This window comes from Pantoea septica, assembly GCF_002095575.1.
In the GTDB taxonomy this organism is placed as follows: domain Bacteria; phylum Pseudomonadota; class Gammaproteobacteria; order Enterobacterales; family Enterobacteriaceae; genus Pantoea; species Pantoea septica.
Map to the genome: position 1 here is coordinate 101,479 of NZ_MLJJ01000005.1, position 19,932 is coordinate 121,410.

The following is a 19,932-nucleotide window of genomic DNA, read 5'->3' on the forward strand; positions in this document are numbered from 1 at the left end:
TACTCGCGTGCTTAACACAGGAGAATAACATGAGCACTTCCACGACCTATTTAGAGAAACATTTAATGCCGCTGGTGACGAGAGTGGGGAGTAATCGGGCACTAACCATTATCCGTAACGCGATGTGTGCCTGCATGGCTCTATTGATAATCGGCAGCACGTCTATTTTGCTATCCAACATTCCCTGGACGCCGCTGGCGAACCTCATGGCGCCCGCCGCGCCGGTTTTCAATGCTATATTCAACTCAACGACCGGCATGATGGGACTGCTGACAGCTGCCAGCATGGCTTATTATGGCGCCATTGAATATAAGCAGGACGTATTTGTCTCTATCGTCACCTCTGTCAGCTTATTTACTCTTAGCCAGTTTCAGCAGGGAAACGAGGGTGAATATCAGCTAAATATAGATGGGCTGGGCACGTCTGGTTTAATTAGCGCTATTCTGATAGGTTTTATCACCTTAAAAACGCTAGCGTTGTTTAAACAGAAAAACATTGCCATACGCATGCCCAAAGGGGTGCCCGATGCGGTAAGTGAATCTTTTACTTCGCTACTACCCGCGCTATTTTTGCTCAGCATCTTAAGTTTGCTGGTGGTTATCTTCCACTTCAATATCAATGAAGCCATAGCGTATGTTATGACGCCCATTTGCTGGGTGCTGAATTCGGCGCCAGGCTATGCGCTTTACCATATGTTATGCGCGCTGGTCTTTTTCTGCGGCATCAACTCGCAGTTCGTTATCGGCATTGCGATGCCCTTTTTAATGCAGAATGGCGCATTAAATGAAAAAGCTTTTCAGGCTGGCGAGCAGGTTATGTTTGCCGCGACCAATGCTACGGACGCAATGATCTGGGCAGGCGGCACAGGTGCGACGCTTGGGCTGGTCATCTTAATGTCGCTTACGGCAAAAAGTCAGTATTTCAAAAAGCTCGGCAGGATGTCTCTGGGACCGGGCATCTTCAATATTAATGAGCCGATCATTTTTGGCACACCTCTATGCTTCAATCTGTTGTTCATGCTTCCCTTTGTCCTGACGCCGGGACTTATTGCTGACAGCACTTACCTGCTTATGCAATATGGAATCATTGATCTTCCACATGTCACGAATCTTCCCTGGACCATGCCTGCTTTTATTGTCGGATTTTTAATGACGGGAGGCAGCCTTACCACCACGCTGTGGTCTTTCATGATTATTATTCTCTCTGTGATTATCTACTTACCGTTTTTTCGCATAGCGGATAAACAATTCTATTTAAAAGGGCAGCAGAATACCGAATTAAATAATAAGGAGAACAACTAATGGCAAGCACGCAATTGACATGCTTTCCAGAAGATTTCCTGTGGGGTGCGGCCACCGCTGCCTATCAGGTCGAAGGTACTATCTATGAAGGGGGTAAAGGTATATCGGTTCAGGACAGCATGAACTTTCTAAATGCATTTCACAACACAACGGTGACATCCGATCACTATCACCGCTTCCGCGAAGATGTGGCGCAAATGAAAAAGCCAGGGCTGAAATCTTATCGTTTTTCTGTTGCCTGGACCCGGCTTTATCCGGATGGTTATACGCTAAACCCACAGGGCATCGCTTTTTATAACGCCCTTATTAATGAACTGATTAGCCACGATATTGCTCCCTTAATGACGCTCTATCATTTTGATCATCCTCAGGCATTACAGACCTCTTTTGGTGGCTGGTATAGCGAGAAGATGATTGAACGCTTTTTATGCTTCGCAGCGACCTGCTTTGATGCGTTTGGCGATCGGGTCAGCTGGTTTATGACCCTGTGCGAATCCAATAATGTTGTGCTCTATCCCCACTTAATCGGAGGCGTACCGCAAGGCGTAGATATTGAGGCGTGGCGTTTTCAGGTCAGCCGCATCATGGCGCTGGCAAATGCCCGGGTTATTCGGCTATGTCGGGAGAGATTACCTGCTGCAAAAATTGGCCCCTGTATCGGCTATGCCGTTGCCTATCCTGCAACCTGTGCACCGCTCGATGTCATGGCTGCACTCCGGACTTTTTATCCGCTCGATTTACTTTGTCTGGGCCGACAAAATCCAGCCGTCTTTAATGTTTTTGCGCAAAAAGAGCCAGACATCCGTTTGCAGCAAACGGAGCTGGACGAAATAAAGCGCGTGAAGCCGGACTTTATCGCCCTTAACTACTACCAGAGCGATGTGGCTAAAGCGTGTCTTCTGGACGACGCAGACATCCAGCCAGGTTTTAATCCTGACGGGAACAAGGGCAGTTTTACCTATCCCCGCTTTCCAGGCCTCTATGCTGGCGACAGTAATCCCTGGCTGGAGCGTAGCGACTGGGACTGGGATATTGACCCCGTCGGGTTAAGAATCGCCTGTCGTAAACTATTTGACCGCTATCAGCTGCCGCTAATGATCACCGAAAATGGCCTGGGGCGCCTGATGTGCTGGAAGAGGGACAAATCAACGACACTTACCGTATTGACTATCTTCGCCAGCATATTCAACACGTGCAGCTGGCCATCGCCGATGGATTACCGGTGCTGGGATATTATCCATGGTCCTTTCTCGATGTGATGAGCACCAGCAACGGTTATAAAAAACGTTATGGACTGGTATATGTTGACCGTGACGATCATGATTTCAAAACATTAAATCGTTATAAAGAAGCCAGCTTCTACTGGTATCAACGCGTTATTTCCAGCAATGGCAGCAACCTGAACTAACGATAAGGAAATTATGATGAAAACTATTCCTTTAATGTGTTCTGCAGGCATGTCGACTAGCATCATGGTTAAAAATATGACTGAGGCAGCGGCAAATACAGGTGCAGAGGTAGTAATCAAAGCGATTCCGGAACAGGCGCTGAACGATCATCTTGCCGAGACTGATATCATACTGCTGGGCCCGCAGGTTCGTTTTTTACAGGGAAAAGTACAGGCCGCAGCAAAAAATATTCCCGTCAGCGTCATTGATACCATGGATTACGGCATGATGAACGGTGAGAAGATTTTACGCCAGGCGCTGGATATTATTGGAGAAAGTTAATGGATACAGAGAAAATTTGTTTTGAAATGATATGTCACGTTGGTGACGCTCGCTCATCCTTTATTGAAGCAATCCAGCAGGCCAGACAAAAAAACTTTTTACGGGCGCGAGAGTTAATTGAAAACGGCAAGGTGAATTATAATCTGGGACACGCCGTACACGCCCGTCTTATACAGCAAGAAATGGAGCAGGACAGGCATCCGCTCTCTTTAATTCTGGTTCACGCTGAAGATCAGCTGATGAGTGCCGAGAACTTTAAAATTCTGAGCGAGGACTTTCTTTGCCTTTATCAGCTTTTAGGTAAAGCCCGTTAATTATTTTTAAGATACATTAACAACCGCAGTTGTGTTCTTTGCTAAAAATATCACGAGAGGCAGTGATGAATATCTTACACCTGTTATTCGGCATAATTTTTCTATTTTCACAACAGGCGATGGCGAAAGAGATTGATATTTATTTAATTCGCCACGGCCAAACGATGTTTAATCTTACTGGTCAGGTACAGGGGTGGAGCGATTCGCCTTTGACTGAAAAAGGTATTTTTCAAGCGAAAGCCGCAGGCAGAGGCGTCGCAAAAGTTGCTTTTACCACGGCTTTTAGTAGTGATGCAGGCAGAGCGCGAAAGACCGCCCAATTAATACTGGCAGAGAATAAAACGGCCAGTAAACCTCCTGTCGTTGAATTAGCTGCACTCAGAGAGTGGGGATATGGAGGTTTTGAGGGCAAAGACGATGCGGAATTATGGCAACCGTTGTTTGACTCAAAACAGGTGGAATTCCGTAAAGACTGGTCAACCTGGGAGCGCTTTACCTCACTAATGAGCGACAGAGAGATCGCTGATGCCATTGCGCGTAACGATAAAACAGGCATGGCGGAAGATTATGCACATATTACTGCCCGACTAAGAGAAGGCATTAATCAGGTCATTAAAGAAACCGACGCCAGGGGCGGAGGAAACAGCCTGGTAGTCTCTCATGGAAGCGCCATACCGACCATACTGGCTCTCTTTACGCCTGAACAGTATCACGGCGAAAGTATCGGCAATGCCAGCTTAACGATTTTGCATTACAGCGATGGAATTTTTACGCTTAAAACCGCAGGCGACACCCGCTACCTGGAGGAACAAAAATAGCAAAGATTTAGCCCTGAGCGGACTCAGCAACAGCGTATCAGGAGAACGCTTTTGTTATCTCATCTGCCACGCTAATCTGGACTGGCCTAAACGAACTTCTGGAGAGACAGATGGCGAAAGCGTTAGTGATTTTTCTGCATGGCGTCGGCAGCAACGGCGAAGATTTGGCGGCGCTGGGCCGTCGCTGGACGCCGCTGTTGCCGGACGTTATCTTCGCCGCGCCCGATGCGCCTTTTGCTTTTCCCCATGGCGCAGGCTTTGAGTGGTTTAGCCTCGACGGCGTGACGCCGGAGAACCGTCCGGCGCGAGTGCGTGGCGCGCGCGAAACGTTCGACGCTACGCTGAAGGCGATTCTCGCGCGCCACGGGCTGCGCGACCAGTGGGACAAAGTTGTGCTGGTCGGCTTTTCGCAGGGATCGATCATGGCGCTCGACGCGCTGGCGTCAGGCCGCTTTCCGCTGGCGGGCGTGGTGGCCTTCTCCGGCCGGCTGGCGTTTGACGAGCCGCTGTCGCCTGCGGTTCATACCCCTGCACTGCTGATCCACGGGCACGCCGACGCGGTCATCCCGTGGCGCGAGAGCGAGTCGGCCGCGCAGCGCCTGAAGGCCGCCGGCGTGCCCCTTGAGCTTCAGCTTGAACCCAGGACGGAGCACACCATTTCTGCGCAGGGCGCGATGCGCGCCGCCGCGTTCATCGCGCAGTGCCTGCAGGACTAGGGCCAGAAGCGCCGTAGCGCGGCATACGCCTGTCGCGCCGCCTCATGCGGCGGCAGGCGCTTCAGGTCGTCATTAAACACTTCAATGCCTATCGGCCCCTGATAGTTCGCGCTTTTCAGCTTATCGACAAAGCTGCCGATATCGATAATGCCCGCGCCGGGCAGCTGGCGGCGATGTTTCGCCAGCGTCATGATCGCCTCTTTATCCTGCGGCGAAGGCTGAACCGCCATATCGCACAGCTGCACTTCATAAATTCGCTCGGCGGGAATGTTGTCGAGATGCGAGGCGTCGCCGCCCAGCGCGCAGATATGAAAGAGATCGACCACCAGGCCGATATTCGGCTGATCGAGACGCTGCAGCCGCTCCCAGGCTTTCGGCAGCGTATTATCGACGCTGCACCATGCCATCGGCTCATACATGATGCGCATGTCGAAGCGCGCGGCCTCGGAAGCCAGCCAGCGCAGATCCTCGTCGATTTGCCCGACAATGCAATCCTGGCGCGTAGTGGCAGGCGCCTGAAGGGTGTCGCAGCCCAGCGCCTGCGCCATCTCGATAAACTGGCGCAGCTCGTCCCGCTTTTGCCGGCGCAGCTCGCCGGGCGCGCCGGTAAAATCGCGCAGGACCTGCAGGTTGGTGAAGCCCGGCCCCAGCTGCGCCAGATGCGCCGCGCCCTGCCCGCAGGCGTCGACATCTTCACGCCAGATTTCGACCTGATCGAAGCCGGCGTCGCGCGCCGCCTGAAGTTTCTCTTCGGTGTTACCGCTTAACAGCACCAGGTTAAGGAATGCAGGTTGAGTCATGAACGTCCTCCTTAATCGTCCGGAATAATCGGTTGCGACAGACGCGGAATGCTTCTGCGGCCGGTATTTACCTTAGCCGAGGAAATTCACCAGCGCGAAGCCGGCGAAGGTCATCAGCAGCGATCCGGCGACGTGGGTCAGCACGCTCGTCATCGCCCAAAAATACTTACCTGATTGTAGCAACATGAGAATTTCTGCCGAAAAGGTTGAGAAGGTCGTCAGACCGCCGCACAGGCCGGTGACGATCAGCAGCTTCCAGGCGGGATCGAGCTGGGGATTTTTGACAAACCAGGCCAGCGCGGCGCCGATAATAAAGCCGCCGGCCAGGTTCACCAGCAGCGTGCCCGGCGGCAGGCTGGGAAAGAGCGCGTTAAAGCGCAGCGAGATAAGCCAGCGCAGCGTACAGCCTGCAGCGCCGCCCAGCATCACGGCGAAAAGCGACTTCAACATGATTAACTCCTGTAGTCAGCGATCGCGCAGGGACGTGGCGGAGAGAGTACTAGCCTGACACACCAGTAACGCCTGCGAGAGGATTCGGGTTGATGTCAGGCGTCATCAGCCGCTGGGCTCAGCCAGCAGGCGGTTGGGGAAGGTGGAACGCCATCACCTTAAGGCGTTGATAATACGATGCGGCACAGCGAGTGACAAGCCGGTCAGGCGAGCAGCAGACGGCGAAAAAACGTGGGATTTTGAAAAATTGCGTTCGCCTGGAGGCGCTACATCGGCGACCAATGGAGAAAAATGTGTTTTGGCATCATAAAGGTTTAACTTATGTATAAAACCTCTTTTAGTTGGTCAATTTACTCGCCAGTTTTCCCACACGGAGATTTTATGCGCACCTTGGTTTTCGATACCGATATCGGCGTAGACGACGCCTTTGCGCTGGCTTACGCGGCGCGCACGCAGCGGCTGCTGGGCATCACCACGGTGTTCGGCAACGTGGCGGTAGGGCAGGCGGTAAAGAACGCTCGCCTGTTCTGTGAAAAAATGCAGATTGATGCGCCGGTTTATCGCGGCTGCTCGCGCCCGCTGGCGCTCACGCCCAGCGAACCGGCAAAACTGCACGGCGAAGATGGCCTGGGCGACGCGTTTTCCAACGCTCACAGCGACGCGGCGCCGGGCGCGGTGCAGTTTATTATCGACAGCGTGCGCGCCCGGCCGCATGAAATTACGCTGGTGGCGATTGGCCCGCTGACCAACATCGCCAGCGCCATCAATCAGGCGCCGGACATTATTCCGCTGGTTAAAGAGCTGGCGATCATGGGCGGCGCGTTCGGCACCGACGGCCACAGCGGCAACGTGACGCCTTTCGCCGAGTTCAATATCTGGAAAGATCCGCACGCAGCCGATCAGGTGCTGAGCTCGGCGCTTAACATCGTGGTGCTGCCGCTCGACGTGACGCACAAGGTGTTGATCAGCGGCCAGGAAGTGGAGCAGCTTAACCAGCCGGTGCTGAGCGCCATCGTGCGGCCCTATCTTGCTTATAGCCTGCAAAAAGAGGGTTTCGACGGCATGGCGCTGCACGACACGCTGGCGATCGCCTGGCTCTGCCAGCCCGAGGCGTTTCAGCTAAGCGAAGGCCCGCTGCGCGTCATCACCGAGGGCATCGCGCGCGGGCAAACGGTGCGTAAGCTGAGCGCGCTGGCGTCGCGGGAGGATCCGTTTCGCCACCTGCCTGCGCAGCGCGTGGCGCTGGGCGTAGACGCCGCGCGGGTGCGCGACCACTTCCTCCGCACGCTCAGCGATCGAAGTGAATAACGCCTTTGATCAGCTCGCGGTTGTTGATCACCTGCGGCTCGAAGCTTTCCGCCAGCGTTGAGAAGGCGAAGTGCGCGTTGAGCATCATCGCGGCGCGCAGCTGGCCGCTCGCCATCAAATCGCGCACGCGATCGAAGTCTTCGCGCGTCGCGTTGCGGCTGCCCATTAACGTGGTCTCTTTCTTGTGGAACTCGCTGTCCGGGATCACCAGATCGCCCTTATGCAGGCCGACATAGACCACGGTGCCGCCGTGGCGCATCAGGTTGACGGCGTTGTTCATCGCCGCCGGGCTGCCGGTGGCGTCGAGCACTTTTAGCGCCAGCCTGCCGTTGAACTGCGCGCGCAGCACGTCGTAAAAATCGTCGCGCGCCGGATCGATCGCCGCCAGGCCCAGCTCTTTCGCGACGTGCGCGCGGCGAAACTCGCTGGTGTCCGCCACCACGACGTTGGCGCCCGCTGCCGCGGCGATTGCCGCCACGCCCAGGCCGATCGGCCCTGCGCCCACCACCAGCACATCTTCGTCCGCGCCGACGCTGGCCCGCCGCACCGCATGCGCGCTGATGGCGAACGGCTCAATCAGCGCGGCGGCCTCCGGCGCCACCTCTTCTACCTGCAGCAGATTGCCGGCCGGCACGGCGAGGTATTCGCAAAAGCCGCCATCCTGATGCACGCCGATCACGGAAATCTGTTCGCAGCAGTTGGTTTTGCCGCTCTGGCAGGCATCGCAGCGCAGGCAGGAGATATAGGGGATCAGCGCCACGCGCTGGCCTGGCGCTACGCTCGTTACGCCTTCGCCCAGGGCGACCACTTCGCCGCACAGCTCATGTCCCAGCACGCGCGGATAGCTGAAGAACGGCTGATTGCCCGCCCAGGCGTGGATATCGGTACCGCAAATGCCGGCGGCGATGATTTTAATCAGCGCCTCGCCGGCGGCGGGGGCAGGCCGCTCGCGCGTGGCCCAGATCATTTTCTTCGGTTCAGCGATGACCAGGGTTTTCATTGTCGTCATGGGAATTCTCCTGTTGTCCTGCGGCAGTTATGACGAATTGATCACACACCGGCTGTTTTGCCCGCGCGATCTGTGAGGCACAGCGTTTTTTTTGGGATTTGAATGGTTTTTAATAAATAAAAACCCGGAGAGCGCCCGTGAGCCGAAACCTGAATCTGCGCCAGAACGTTATTAACCAAATGCTGGAAGGGATTGCCCAACGCCATATCCGTTCGCCGCTGCCTGCCCAGGCCGCGCTGGCGGAGATGTTTAATATCAGCCGCACCACGGTGCGCCATACGCTGCACTATCTGGCGCAGCGCGGCGTGCTGGAAAAAGTGGCCGGGACCTATGTGATTGTGCGGCAGCCGCAGGAAGAGGATGGTTTCAGCGAGCTGACCTCGCCGATTGAGCAGCAGGCGAGCCAGTTCGAACAGGCGTTTTTCGAGATGATCAATCAGCGCCAGCTCTCGCCCGGCGACGCTTTTAGCGAGCTACAGCTGGCGCAGCGGGTGAAGGTCAGCCCGGTGGTGGTGCGCGAATTTCTGCTGCGCTTTATGCGTTACGATCTGCTGGAGCCGGTCAAGCGCGGCCGCTGGCGCATGAAGAAGTTCACCCTGGACTATGCCGACAAGCTGTTCGAGCTGCGCGAGATGCTGGAAACGCACGCGCTGACGCGCTTTCTTAACCTGCCGCCGCAGGATGAGCGCTGGATTCAGGCGCGCGACCTGCTGGATCGCCATCGCGCCCTGCGCGATACCATCGCCAGCGACTACCGCCAGTTCGCCGCGCTGGATAAAGAGCTGCATTCGCTGATCCTCTCCGCCGCCAACAATCCCTTTTTCAACCACTCGCTGGAGATTATTTCCGTTATTTTTCATTCCCATTACCAGTGGGACGAGCGCGATCTCAAGCAGCGCAACATCGTGGCGTTGGAGGAGCATATGGCGCTGCTCTCCGCGCTTATCGGCCGTCAGGACGTCGATGCGCTGCTGGCGCTGCATAATCATCTGGCCACGTCCCGCTCGTCGATGGCGCGCTCAATCCGCCAGTACAATTAAAAACCGATTAAAAACCACAAAGCATTAGCTCCCGCACGAATCAGAAACATCTTCGCAACATCCTGGCGGTATTGCTTCTAGTCTCGACTGCAACTCATAACGGCCGCTGGGCCGCTATGTCCTTAGCTGTCTGATAACGATAACGACCCCGCTACGGGAGTAAGCCATGGAAAATACCTCAACCCGCGACGCTAAAAATCCGGCCGCCGGAACGCCGCCAGAGCAGGAGTATGTGCCGGCGCGCAGCGATATCGTGCGCTCGCCGCGCATTCGCAAGATTCAGATCACCGCCATGCTGCTGCTGCTGTTCGCAGCCATCATTAACTATCTCGACCGCAGCTCGCTCTCGGTCGCCAATATGACCATTCGCGAGGAGCTAGGGCTGAACGCCACCGAGATCGGCATGCTGCTCTCCGCCTTTTCGCTGGCGTATGGCCTGGCGCAGCTGCCCTGCGGCGCGCTGCTGGACCGTAAAGGCCCGCGCATAATGCTCGGCCTCGGCATGTTCGTCTGGTCGCTGTTTCAGGCGGCCGCCGGACTGGTGCATAACTTCACCCAGTTTATTCTGGTGCGCATCGGCCTCGGCATCGGCGAAGCGCCGATGAACCCGTGCGGCGTGAAGGTGATCAACGACTGGTTCAACATTAAAGATCGCGGCATGCCGATGGGCTTTTTCAACGCCGCCTCGATGATCGGCCTGTCGGTGGCGCCGCCGGTGCTGGCCGCGATGATGCTGGCGTTCGGCTGGCGCGGCATGTTTATTATCATCGGCGTGCTCGGCATGTTCCTGGCGATTGGCTGGTACCTGATTTATCGCGACCGCGACAACAATAAGCTCAGCGCAGAAGAGATCCACTATCTGCAGGCGGGCAGCGTGGCGTCGCGTAAAGAGCCGCTGAGCTTCGCCGAATGGCGCGGCCTGTTTAAGCAGCGCACCATGTGGGGCATGATGATCGGCTTTAGCGGCATCAACTATACCGCCTGGCTCTATATCGCCTGGCTGCCGGGCTATCTGCAGTCGACCTACCATCTGGATCTGAAGAGCACCGGCCTGCTGGCGGCGATTCCCTTCCTGTTCGGCGCGGCGGGCATGCTGCTGAACGGCTATACGGTGGATGCGCTGGTGCGCCGCGGCTTCGACGCGGTGAAGACCCGCAAGGTGTGCATTATCTCCGGCATGCTGCTGTCGGCGGCCTTTACCGCCTTCGTGACGCGCGCCACCGATACCACCAGCGCTGTCACGCTGATCGGAATGGCGCTCTTCTGCATCCACTTCGCGGGCACCTCCTGCTGGGGGCTGATCCACGCCAACGTGACGGCGCGCATGACCGCGTCGGTCGGCAGCATCCAGAACTTCGCCAGCTTTGTCTTCGCCTCGTTCGCACCGGTCATCACCGGCTGGGTGCTGGATACTACGAAGTCGTTCAGCCTCGCGCTGATGATCTGCGCCGGTATCGCCGTGGTGGGCGCCCTCGCCTATCTGGTGCTGGTGCGCAAGCCGATTACCGACGGCGTATAGCGATAAAGCAGCCGGGCGCTCGCCCGGCTAGCTCAGTTTATGCAGCGTCACGCCGTGGCGCGCGCCGTAGCGCTCGATGCCCGAAATGACCTTCTCTACGCTCAGCGGCGGCGGCGGCGCGAAGAGCGGCGCCCGCGCCCGCAGCGCCGCGTCGAAGTGCGCTAAAGCGGCTAAATCATGCGGATAGCGCTCGGGATCGACGCCGACGAACGCCCCCTCATTCATCGCACGATCGAGCAATCCCTGCCAGCGCTCAAGCGGCGCCAGCCCGATGCCCTCCGTCCCGGTTGAATAGAGCAGCATATCGATATCGCGATAGCGCGGCTGCCTGTCGAGGAAGCGCGTCAGTGAGGAGGCGGAAGGCTCGGCGCCCGACATCAGCCAGAACGGAATGGCGTGCTGACGCATAGCGCACCAGGGATCCATCAGCAGATAGCTGCCCACCGTCAGGCGCGTCGCGTTGATGCCCGCCGCCAGATACCAGTCGCGGTAGATCTCCGCCACCACGAAGCTCAGCGCCTCGGGATCCTGATAGCGTATCTCCAGCAGCCGCCAGCCCTGATCCGCCGCCAGCTTTTTCAGCGGCGACTTCAGGTACTCGTCCAGCCCCCATTCCGCTTCCGGCACCCGATCGGTGGGCGCAGGCGCATTCCACTGCTCGCGATCGCTGCCGGAACGCGCCAGAAACTCCGCAACCCGTCCGCCGCCCTGCAGATAGTCGCTCTCCGTTGCGCCGCTCAGCCCGCCGAACTGGAAGAAAGAACGGTCGCTGGTGCGCGTGACCGGCCACTGCTGCGTACAGTGACTGATAAACAGCGTGCTATTTCCCGGCAGGCTGCGCATCAGAAATTCATTAAAGGCCAGCGGCAGCGCGCGCAGCTTGAGGTGAAAGTAGCGCAGCTTGTCGAGCAGTCGCCGGTTCTGATTCGGATCCTGGATATGGTGCACCGCCAGACGCGGCCAGGCCGCCAGCAGCGCCGCCGCGATTGATTTTCCCTGCTCAAATCCCGCCTGCGCGTCGTCGGGATCGCTGTGCGCCGCGCGCACCGGGCAGAGAAAAGTCTGCGGCAGCCAGGGGGCGCCCGCTGCTGCCGCCAGATGGGTCAGTGCGCCGTTCGACGAGCCGATAAAGGCGGCGGGATATTCCTGTTCCGGGTATTCGCTGGCCATCCATTCGGCGATGCCTTCCACATCCAGATCGCCCGCCTGTGATTCGCTGATGCCTTCCGCCATGCCGCCGACGGCATAGCCCCACTCTCTCAGCCGGGTCGGCAGGCGGTCGAGGGACGGCAGCAGGCGATCGCGCATCGGCGACGCGTCGGCGTCGTCGACCGGCTTATCATGCAGCGTGTGGGCCAGCGCCATCAGCATGGCGGTGGCGGAGTCGAAGCGGGCGATGCCTTTAGGCAGTTTATTCATCCTGATTCTCCTGCTGAATGCGCGTCAGAAAGGGACGGATGGCGTGGCGGAAGCTCCACGGATAGACATAGTGCAGCGTATGGGTGCCGCCGCGCAGCGTCAGCACCTCGCCGCGCGGCATCAGCGCCCCCAGCTCGTCGACCCAGCGCGCGGGCGACACCGTATCGCGCGATCCGCGCAGCAGCAGCGTCGGCGCGTTGATATAGGGCAGACGATGTTCAATGCGGTCCTGCAGGAGCAGACGATGGGTTTTCAGCGCGCGCCACAGGCCGGCTTTGGCGAGGTCGACGTGCATCAGCGACGTGGAGGAGCGATGGCGTTCGAGACGGCTGTTGCGCCAGCCGCGCCACGCCTGACGCAGCAGGCTGCGCGCGTGGCGATCCACCGTCGGGCCCTGGAAAACCAGCCCGGCCACCGCTTCAGGATGCCTGACGGCCAGCGCGGCGAGCACCTGGCAGCCGGAGGCGCTGCCGATCCAGATAGCGCGCGTCAGCTGGTTATGCTGCAGCCATTGCCAGAGCGCCTCGGCCTGCTCTTCGACCGACAGCACAGGCACCGATGCCGGCAGGACGCTGGCGCCGAAACCGGGCAGATCGGGCACCAGCACGCGATAGTTGTTGCTCAGCGCCAGCGCCAGCTCCTCCATCGAGCGTCCCGACATGACCAGCTCGTGTACCAGCACCAGCGGCAGTCCGGGCGCGTCGTGGGGCGTGACGCGCGTAAACATGCGCCACTCGCCAACCTGTTGAAAATAACCGGCCAGTCCGGCGTGATGGCTGCGCGGCGAAACGGGCGGCGTCTGTTTTAACCGCCGCCACTGCTGAACGCCCCACCAGGTTGCCGCTGCACCCAGCCCCAGACCGGCCAGCAGCGCGCTGCTTTTCCAACGCATCGGTTGTTCCTTACGCCTCATTACCCGCTCCTGAATATGGTGTGTCACTTCAGTGTAGGCGGCGAAATCGTGACCAGCAGGCGAGGCGGGAGAAAGTTATTGTCAGGGACGCGCCAGCCGCGCCTCGCACTGCTGCGCGATTTCCCACAGGCGATGGCGGATAACCTGCTTCAGGTGCAGCGTGGACTGCGATTGCGGTCGATCGCGACGGCTGATAAGCATGACTTCGAACGGCAACGGCTGCGTGACCGGCAGTAGCGTCAGCTGATCGGCGTAGCGACAGGCGGTAAAAAGGTCGACCACGCCGACGCCACCGCCCGCCAGCACCATATCGGCGATAACAGAGTAGGTTTTAATCGAGAGCGAAACGGGCGGATAGAGCCGCTTATCGTAAAGCGCGCGGTGCAGCACGCGGCCAAGCGGATCCTGCGCCTGCATCAGCAGCAGATTATTGGCGCACAACCACTCCAGCGACACGGGCTCTTCGCGGCTGAGATGGGGAGGGAGCAGCGCTACCATTGAGGACTGAAAAAGCGGCTCCGCCAGCAAATCCCCATCGACCTGCTGACCAAACACCAGCGCAAAATCGAGCTGGTCTTCAAGGATGTTGCGGCACAGCGTGGAAAAATGCTCGGTCACAAGCTCGACGTTGACCGCCGCCGCCTGATGCCGATAGCGCACCAGCGCGGGCGCCATCACCATCTGACCAAAAGCGTGCGCCGCGCCGACCCGCACCGTCTGCCCTTCGCCGCGCCGCAGCTGATCCGCCAGCTGGTTAATCGCCTGAAGGCGGTGGTAAAGCGCGTCGATTTCAGGCAGTAATCGCCCGCCTTCAGCGGTGATCACCAGTCCTTGCGCGCGTCGTTCGAACAGCGCAAAACCCAGCTGCTGCTCGGCATGATTGAGCACGCGGCTGACGTTAGGCTGCGACACATTTAGCAGCCGCGCCGCGCCGCTGATGCTGCCCGCCTGAACGATCGCCTGGAAAACTTCAATATGACGCAGACGCATGGTTATTCGCCCCAGGTCGCTTCCAGCACGCGCAGCCAGTTGCCATAGCAGATTTTATGCAGCAGCTCAGCGCTATAGCCGCGCGCCGCCAGCGCGGCCACCAGCCGAGGAAAGCCAGCGACGTCGCCGAAGTCATCTGGCATGGTGGCGCCATCGAGATCGGAGCCGAAACCAACGCCATCTTCGCCAACCTTGTTGAGAAGATACTCAATGTGGCGGACAATTTCCGTCAGGCTGGTCGGCGCGTCGCGCCTGCCGTCTTCGCGCAAAAAAGGCACGGCGAAATTTACCCCGACAAAGCCGCGCGTCTCGGCGATCGCCGCCAGCTGGCGGTCGGTAAGGTTGCGCGACTGGGCGCTGATCGCGTGGGCGTTTGAGTGGCTCGCCACCAGCGGCGCGTCGCTGATGGCGGCAGTGTGCCAGAAGCCTTTTTCATCCATATGGGAGAGATCGACCAGAATGCGGCGCCGGTTACAGTCGCGCACCAGCTGTTTGCCCGCGTCGGTCAGCCCGTTGCCGATATCGGGCGACGACGGAAAGCGAAAGGGAACGCCTTCACCGAACTGGTTAGGGCGGCTCCACAGCGGCCCCAGACTGCGCAGGCCGCTGGCGTGGAGAATGTCGAGCAGTTCGCCATCGACGTCCAGCGCCTCCGCCCCCTCAATATGCATCACCACTGCCAGCCTGCCGCGACTCATACAGTCGCGGATATCCCGCACGCTGCGGCAGATTTTTATCTGCTCCTGTGAGGCCTGCTCAATGCGCAACAGCAGCGCCAGCATGGCGAAAGTGGCGTCGCGCGCCGCCGCTGTGGTCTCCAGAGAGAGGAGATGTGGCGCGCTTCTTGCAACAGCCTGAGCGTCCGCGGCGTCGAGGGAAGCCTGCCCTGGCGCCCAGGCGGCGAAAAGGCCGCCCGCCATATTGCCCCGGCGCAGGCGCGGAAAATCGAGCTGGCCTGACGGGATGCCCTGCAAAAATGCATTGACCGCGTCAGGGCGATGGTGCTGCCACAGCCGACAGAGCACGTCGTTGTGACCGTCGAATACAGGAACGTCTGGCCATGCCTGTTGATGATTTTCCGACATTTTTCGATTCCGTTTGCAGTGGGTTTTGCACAAAAGCGGCATGCAGGCGGCGCGGGCGCACCAAAACAGAGCAGGCGTTTTATGCGGCGTAAAGAGCAAACATTAATCTCCCGCAGCCGGACGCATGTCAAGACAAATAACAGACTAATTTTATTTTTACTTTTAATAATCAATAACCTGGAGTAAAAATGGTCACCAGAAGACGCTTTATCGCAGGCTGCGCTGCCGCGCCGGTTTTATCCTCGCTAAGCTTCAACCCCGCCTTCGCTGCCGCGCCAGCCGGCATGCTGGTCATGGCGATGCAGCTCGACAATATGACCAGCCTCGACCCACATGAAAGCTTTGAAGCGACGGGCGGACAGATCTGCGGCAACCTTTACCAGAAGCTGGTGCAGCCCGATCCGCAGCAGGCGGATAAGATTATCGGCATGCTGGCGCAAAGCTGGGAGGCGAACGGCGACAACAGGGTATTTACTTTCCGCCTCGATCCGGCAGCCAGATTCGCCGACGGCACGCCGGTGACCGCAGAGGATGCGGCCTTTTCCATCGAGCGCATCGTAAAACTGGATAAAAGCCCGGCCTTTATCATTAACCAGTTCGGCTTTACTAAAGAAAATGTCGCCAGCAAGGTGACGGCGAAAGACGCCCATACCCTGGAGATGACCCTGGGCGCGCCCGCCTCAGAGTCCTTCCTGCTTTACTGCCTCTCCGCCACGGTCGGCAGCATTGTGTCGAAAAAAGCCTGCCTCGCCAACCAGCAAAACGGCGACCTCGGCAACGCCTGGCTGAAGCAGCACAGCGCCGGCTCCGGCGCCTTCACGCTGCGCAGCTGGAAAGCGAGCGAAACGGTGATTCTGGAGCTGAGCCCGGAGTACGCTGGCAAGAGTGCTATCAAGCGCGTCATCCTCAAGCATATCGCCGACCCCGCCGCGCAGTCGCTGATGCTGCAAAAAGGCGACGTGGACGTCGCTTACGATCTCACCACCGAGCAGTTAAAACCGCTGCAGTCCGACAGCGACGTGACGCTGGTGAAGCAGCCGCTTTCCGCCATCATGCTGATGTCCTGCAATACCACGCATCCGCTGCTGCAGAAGCCGCAGGTGTGGCAGGCGCTTAAGTGGGCGATCGACTACGACAGCATCCAGAAAAATATTCTGTCGCTGACCTATAACGTGCATCAGAGCTTTTTACCTTCCGGCTTTCCGGCTGCGCTCGACGACACTCCTTTCCATCACGATGTCGATAAAGCGAAAGCGCTGCTGGCGGAAGCGGGTTACCCGGAGGGTTTCGAAATCACCCTTGACCACTATTCAATGCAGCCCTACCCCGATATCGCCCAGGCGATTCAGACCCAACTCGGCGCCATCGGCATCAGGGTGTCGTTGATCGCCTCGGAGAACCGTCAGGTGCTGACTAAGATGCGCGCGCGTCAGCATCAGCTGGCGATAACTTCGTGGGGCGCGGACTACTTCGATCCGAACTCCAATACGGAAGCGTTCTGCGTCAACACCGACAACACCACCAGCGCGCGCAACCGCACCCTGGCATGGCGCTGCGGCTGGTCAGACGACGAATTTAACCAGCTCACCGCGCAGGCGCTGCACGAAAGCGACCCGGCGCGGCGTCTCGCGCTGTACGAAAAAATTCAGCAGCTGCATCGGGAAAAGAGCCCGTTCATTTTTATGATGCAGCAGATTCAGACCACCGCCTGCGCGAAGAACCTCTCTGATGTTCATATGACCGTGCTGGAACAGTGGCCTTATCAGCAGGTGAAAAAAGCGTGACGGGCGCGGCAAAACGCGGCGCCAGCGCGCTGGGCAGCCTGCTGCTGACGCTGTTTGGCCTGACGGTGCTGACCTTTTTATCGGTCGGGTAATGCCGACCGATCCGGTGCTGGCGGCGGTTGGCGACAACGCGCCGCAGTCGGTGGTGGAGCGCGCGCGCGCGGAGATGGGGCTGGATCAGCCGCTCTATGTGCAGTTCGGCCACTATCTCAACCAGCTGCTGCATGGCGACCTGGGTCGTTCCGTGCTGACGTCGAACAGCGTTACCAGCGATATCGCCCGCTTTTTCCCGGCCACCATGGAGCTGGCGACGGCGGCGATCGTCATTGCCGCGCTGACTGGCATTCCTCTCGGCGTCTGGGCGGCGGTGCGCCAGGGGACCTGGCTCGATCAGACCATTCGCGTCATCTGCCTGGCGGGCCATTCGCTGCCGGTATTCGTGCTGGCGCTGCTCAGCCTGCTGCTGTTCTACGCCGTGCTCGGGATTGCGCCGGGGCCAGGGCGGCAGGACATCATCTGGCAGGATATGATCCCGCAGGTCACCGGATTTCTCACCATCGATTCGCTGCTGGCGGGCGAATACGACGCCTTCCGCGACGCGCTGGCGCACATGGCGCAGCCTGTCTGCATCCTCGCCTACTTCAGCATGGCCTACATCACGCGCATGACCCGCACCTTTATGCTCAACGCGCTCGGCGGCGAGTTCGTGATTACCGCGCGCGCCAAGGGGCTGTCGTCGCGCCGCGTGATCTGGCGTCACGCGTTCCCAACGGTCGCGGTTCAGCTGATTACGGTGCTGGCGCTGACCTATGCCGGGCTGCTGGAGGGCGCGGTGGTGACGGAAAATGTCTTCGCCTGGCCGGGCCTCGGCCAGTACCTCACTACCTCGTTAATGAACGCCGACATGAATCCGGTGGTGGGCGCCACGCTGCTGGTCGGCACGGTTTACGTGCTGCTCAACCAGCTCGCCGACCTTCTCTATCGACTCTGCGATCCACGGATAAAATAATGTTTATTTCACGTAACTGGCTGCTGGCCGATTCGCCGACCAACCGCCGTCAGGCGGTTTGGGGCCGACGCTATCGCCTGTGGCTCAACCTGCGCGGCAATCCGCTGGCGACAGGCGGTATGGCCGTCATTCTGCTGATGCTGCTGTTGGCCATCGCCGCGCCGCTGCTGACGCCTTACGATGCCGGCGCGCAGCATCTGGAAAACCGTCTGGCGGCGCCGTCCGCCTCGCACTGGCTAGGCACGGACGAGCTTGGACGCGATCTCTGGACGCGCATTATTTACGGCGGCCGCACCACGCTCGGCATGGTCATCGCCGTCGTAGCGCTGACCGCCCCGCTCGGCCTGCTGATTGGCTGTATCGCCGGTTATCTTGGCGGCGTCGTTGATAAGGCGCTGATGCGCGTCACCGATATTTTTCTCGCCTTCCCACGCCTGATCCTGGCGCTGGCCTTCGTCGCCGCGCTCAAGCCGGGCGTCGAGAGCGCGGTACTGGCGATCGCTCTTACCGCCTGGCCGCCTTATGCCCGGCTGGCGCGCGCGGAAACGCTGCAGTTTCGCCACAGCGACTTTATCGCCGCCAGCCGCCTGACCGGCGCGTCGCCGCTGCGCATTATTCTGCGCCACATTATGCCGCTCTGCGTGCCGAGCCTGATCGTACGCGTCACGCTCGATATGAGTTCCATCATCATTACCGCCGCCAGCCTCGGTTTCCTCGGCATGGGCGCGCAGCCGCCGTCGCCGGAATGGGGAACCATGATCGCGACCGCGCGCCGCTTTCTCTTCAGCGAATGGTGGGTGCCGCTGATGCCGTGCATCGCGATTTTTGTCACCTCGCTGGCCTTTAACTTTCTCGGCGACGGCCTGCGCGACGTCCTCGATCCCAGGGAGCGCTAAATGCTGGTGGAAATTGAGAATCTACGCATCGCCTTTCGCAGCCGCGCGGAAAGGTTCGAGGCGGTGCGCGGCGTCAGTTTTAGCGTCGGCAAAGAGAAATTCGCCATCGTCGGCGAGAGCGGCTCGGGCAAATCGCTCACCGCGCGCAGCCTGATGCAGCTGCTGCCGGGCAACGCCGAGGTCAGCGCGGACGCGCTGCGTTTTGACGGCATAGACCTGCGCGGCGCCAGCGAAAAAACGCTGCGGCAAATCCGCGGCAGACGCGTCGGCTTTATTCTGCAGGACCCAAAATATTCGCTTAACCCGGTCATGACTATCGGCCAGCAGATCGCCGAGGCCTGGCGCGAGCACAAAGGCGGCAGCAGTAAGGCGGCGATGCAGGCGGCGATCGGCCTGCTGGAGCAGGTGAAAATCCGCGACGCCGCCGCCGTGGCGCTGCGCTATCCGCATGAGGTTTCCGGCGGCATGGGGCAGCGCGTGATGATCGCCATGATGCTGGCGCCCGATCCCGAACTGCTGATCGCCGATGAGCCTACCAGCGCGCTCGACGCGACGGTGCAGGCGGAGATTTTGCGCCTGATCGACGACCTGGTTTCAGCGCGTGGGATGGGACTCATCCTTATCAGCCACGACCTGCCGCTGGTGTCGCACTTCTGCGACCGCGTGGCGGTGATGTACGCCGGACGTATCGTCGAGCAGCTTGACGCCCGGCAACTGCATCAGGCGCAGCATCCTTACACGCAGGGGCTGCTGGCCTGCCTGCCGTCGCTGCGTCACCCGCGCGCGCGCCTGCCGACGCTGCAGCGCGACGACGCATGGCGCGATTAGGAG

The 19,932-nt window shown here is 59.2% G+C and carries 18 protein-coding genes, 2 pseudogenes and 1 riboswitch; of the genes and pseudogenes, 13 read left to right on the top strand and 7 right to left on the bottom strand.

The window, feature by feature from the left end:
- The first annotated feature begins 29 nt into the window (after positions 1-29).
- From HA46_RS04090 to HA46_RS04120, 6 genes and pseudogenes are all read left to right on the top strand, one after another.
- Positions 30-1,301: a PTS sugar transporter subunit IIC gene (locus HA46_RS04090; protein ID WP_158086837.1), complete on the top strand. Its 1,272-nt coding sequence runs from the start codon at positions 30-32 to the stop codon at positions 1,299-1,301.
- A pseudogene (locus tag HA46_RS04095) lies at positions 1,301-2,709 on the top strand (glycoside hydrolase family 1 protein). Before HA46_RS04090 ends, HA46_RS04095 begins: the two are co-directional and overlap by 1 nt.
- 16 nt (positions 2,710-2,725) lie before the next feature.
- The gene (locus HA46_RS04105) at positions 2,726-3,031 is read left to right on the top strand and encodes a PTS sugar transporter subunit IIB (protein WP_084882257.1); all 306 of its coding nucleotides are present in this window, start codon (positions 2,726-2,728) and stop codon (positions 3,029-3,031) included.
- Positions 3,031-3,345 carry a PTS sugar transporter subunit IIA gene (locus HA46_RS04110; protein WP_084882258.1) on the top strand — a complete coding sequence of 105 codons (315 nt, stop codon included), beginning with the start codon at positions 3,031-3,033 and terminating at the stop codon, positions 3,343-3,345. Before HA46_RS04105 ends, HA46_RS04110 begins: the two co-directional genes overlap by 1 nt.
- Before the next feature lie 65 nt (positions 3,346-3,410).
- Positions 3,411-4,163, top strand: a complete 753-nt coding sequence (locus HA46_RS04115; RefSeq protein WP_208857390.1) for a histidine phosphatase family protein — start codon at positions 3,411-3,413, stop codon at positions 4,161-4,163.
- A 110-nt stretch (positions 4,164-4,273) separates the two neighbouring features.
- Positions 4,274-4,879: an alpha/beta hydrolase gene (locus tag HA46_RS04120; protein ID WP_033792728.1), complete on the top strand. Its 606-nt coding sequence runs from the start codon at positions 4,274-4,276 to the stop codon at positions 4,877-4,879.
- Here HA46_RS04120 and HA46_RS04125 read toward each other — a convergent pair.
- Both HA46_RS04125 and crcB read right to left on the bottom strand, forming a co-directional pair.
- Positions 4,876-5,679 carry a sugar phosphate isomerase/epimerase family protein gene (locus tag HA46_RS04125; protein WP_084882259.1) on the bottom strand — a complete coding sequence of 268 codons (804 nt, stop codon included), beginning with the start codon at positions 5,677-5,679 and terminating at the stop codon, positions 4,876-4,878. The genes HA46_RS04120 and HA46_RS04125 overlap by 4 nt on opposite strands.
- A gap of 72 nt (positions 5,680-5,751) precedes the next feature.
- Positions 5,752-6,129: a fluoride efflux transporter CrcB gene (crcB, locus tag HA46_RS04130; protein WP_033792732.1), complete on the bottom strand. Its 378-nt coding sequence runs from the start codon at positions 6,127-6,129 to the stop codon at positions 5,752-5,754.
- A gap of 89 nt (positions 6,130-6,218) precedes the next feature.
- A riboswitch (Fluoride riboswitch) is annotated at positions 6,219-6,296 on the bottom strand.
- 214 nt (positions 6,297-6,510) lie between these two features.
- On the opposite strand from crcB, the gene HA46_RS04135 reads away from it, so the two are divergent.
- Positions 6,511-7,437, top strand: coding sequence for a nucleoside hydrolase (locus HA46_RS04135; RefSeq protein ID WP_084882260.1), 927 nt, complete (start codon positions 6,511-6,513; stop codon positions 7,435-7,437).
- On the opposite strand, the gene HA46_RS04140 is transcribed toward HA46_RS04135, so the two are convergent.
- Complete coding sequence (locus tag HA46_RS04140) at positions 7,418-8,446, bottom strand: zinc-binding alcohol dehydrogenase family protein (protein WP_084882261.1); 1,029 nt, start codon at positions 8,444-8,446, stop codon at positions 7,418-7,420. The two genes, HA46_RS04135 and HA46_RS04140, sit on opposite strands and share 20 nt — an antisense overlap.
- A gap of 137 nt (positions 8,447-8,583) precedes the next feature.
- Here HA46_RS04140 and HA46_RS04145 point away from each other — a divergent pair, with 137 nt between their 5' ends.
- Both HA46_RS04145 and HA46_RS04150 read left to right on the top strand, forming a co-directional pair.
- Positions 8,584-9,486: a GntR family transcriptional regulator gene (locus HA46_RS04145; protein ID WP_033792735.1), complete on the top strand. Its 903-nt coding sequence runs from the start codon at positions 8,584-8,586 to the stop codon at positions 9,484-9,486.
- A gap of 166 nt (positions 9,487-9,652) precedes the next feature.
- Complete coding sequence (locus tag HA46_RS04150; RefSeq protein ID WP_084882262.1) at positions 9,653-11,005, top strand: MFS transporter; 1,353 nt, start codon at positions 9,653-9,655, stop codon at positions 11,003-11,005.
- Between the two features lie 27 nt (positions 11,006-11,032).
- Here the strand turns inward: HA46_RS04150 and HA46_RS04155 are convergent, their stop codons facing one another.
- The 4 genes from HA46_RS04155 to HA46_RS04170 form a co-directional block, all read right to left on the bottom strand.
- Positions 11,033-12,424 (bottom strand): hypothetical protein, encoded by a 1,392-nt coding sequence (locus HA46_RS04155; protein WP_084882263.1) that lies wholly within the window; start codon positions 12,422-12,424, stop codon positions 11,033-11,035.
- Positions 12,417-13,316 (bottom strand): alpha/beta fold hydrolase, encoded by a 900-nt coding sequence (locus tag HA46_RS04160; RefSeq protein WP_143807580.1) that lies wholly within the window; start codon positions 13,314-13,316, stop codon positions 12,417-12,419. The genes HA46_RS04155 and HA46_RS04160 overlap by 8 nt, the downstream gene beginning before the upstream one ends.
- 102 nt (positions 13,317-13,418) lie before the next feature.
- Positions 13,419-14,327: a LysR family transcriptional regulator gene (locus tag HA46_RS04165; protein ID WP_033792739.1), complete on the bottom strand. Its 909-nt coding sequence runs from the start codon at positions 14,325-14,327 to the stop codon at positions 13,419-13,421.
- A gap of 2 nt (positions 14,328-14,329) precedes the next feature.
- A complete protein-coding gene (locus HA46_RS04170; protein ID WP_084882265.1) occupies positions 14,330-15,412 on the bottom strand; it encodes a dipeptidase in 1,083 nt (360 codons plus the stop codon).
- A 188-nt stretch (positions 15,413-15,600) separates the two neighbouring features.
- On the opposite strand from HA46_RS04170, the gene HA46_RS04175 reads away from it, so the two are divergent.
- From HA46_RS04175 to HA46_RS04190, 4 genes and pseudogenes are all read left to right on the top strand, one after another.
- On the top strand, positions 15,601-17,196 hold the full coding sequence (locus HA46_RS04175; protein ID WP_084882266.1) for an ABC transporter substrate-binding protein: 1,596 nt from the start codon (positions 15,601-15,603) through the stop codon (positions 17,194-17,196).
- Positions 17,193-18,205 (top strand): annotated as a pseudogene (locus tag HA46_RS04180) (ABC transporter permease). Before HA46_RS04175 ends, HA46_RS04180 begins: the two are co-directional and overlap by 4 nt.
- Positions 18,205-19,101 (top strand): ABC transporter permease, encoded by an 897-nt coding sequence (locus HA46_RS04185; RefSeq protein WP_084882268.1) that lies wholly within the window; start codon positions 18,205-18,207, stop codon positions 19,099-19,101. Before HA46_RS04180 ends, HA46_RS04185 begins: the two are co-directional and overlap by 1 nt.
- Entirely contained in the window at positions 19,102-19,929 is an 828-nt protein-coding gene (locus HA46_RS04190; protein WP_084882269.1) for an ABC transporter ATP-binding protein, read from the top strand.
- Positions 19,930-19,932 lie beyond the last annotated feature (3 nt).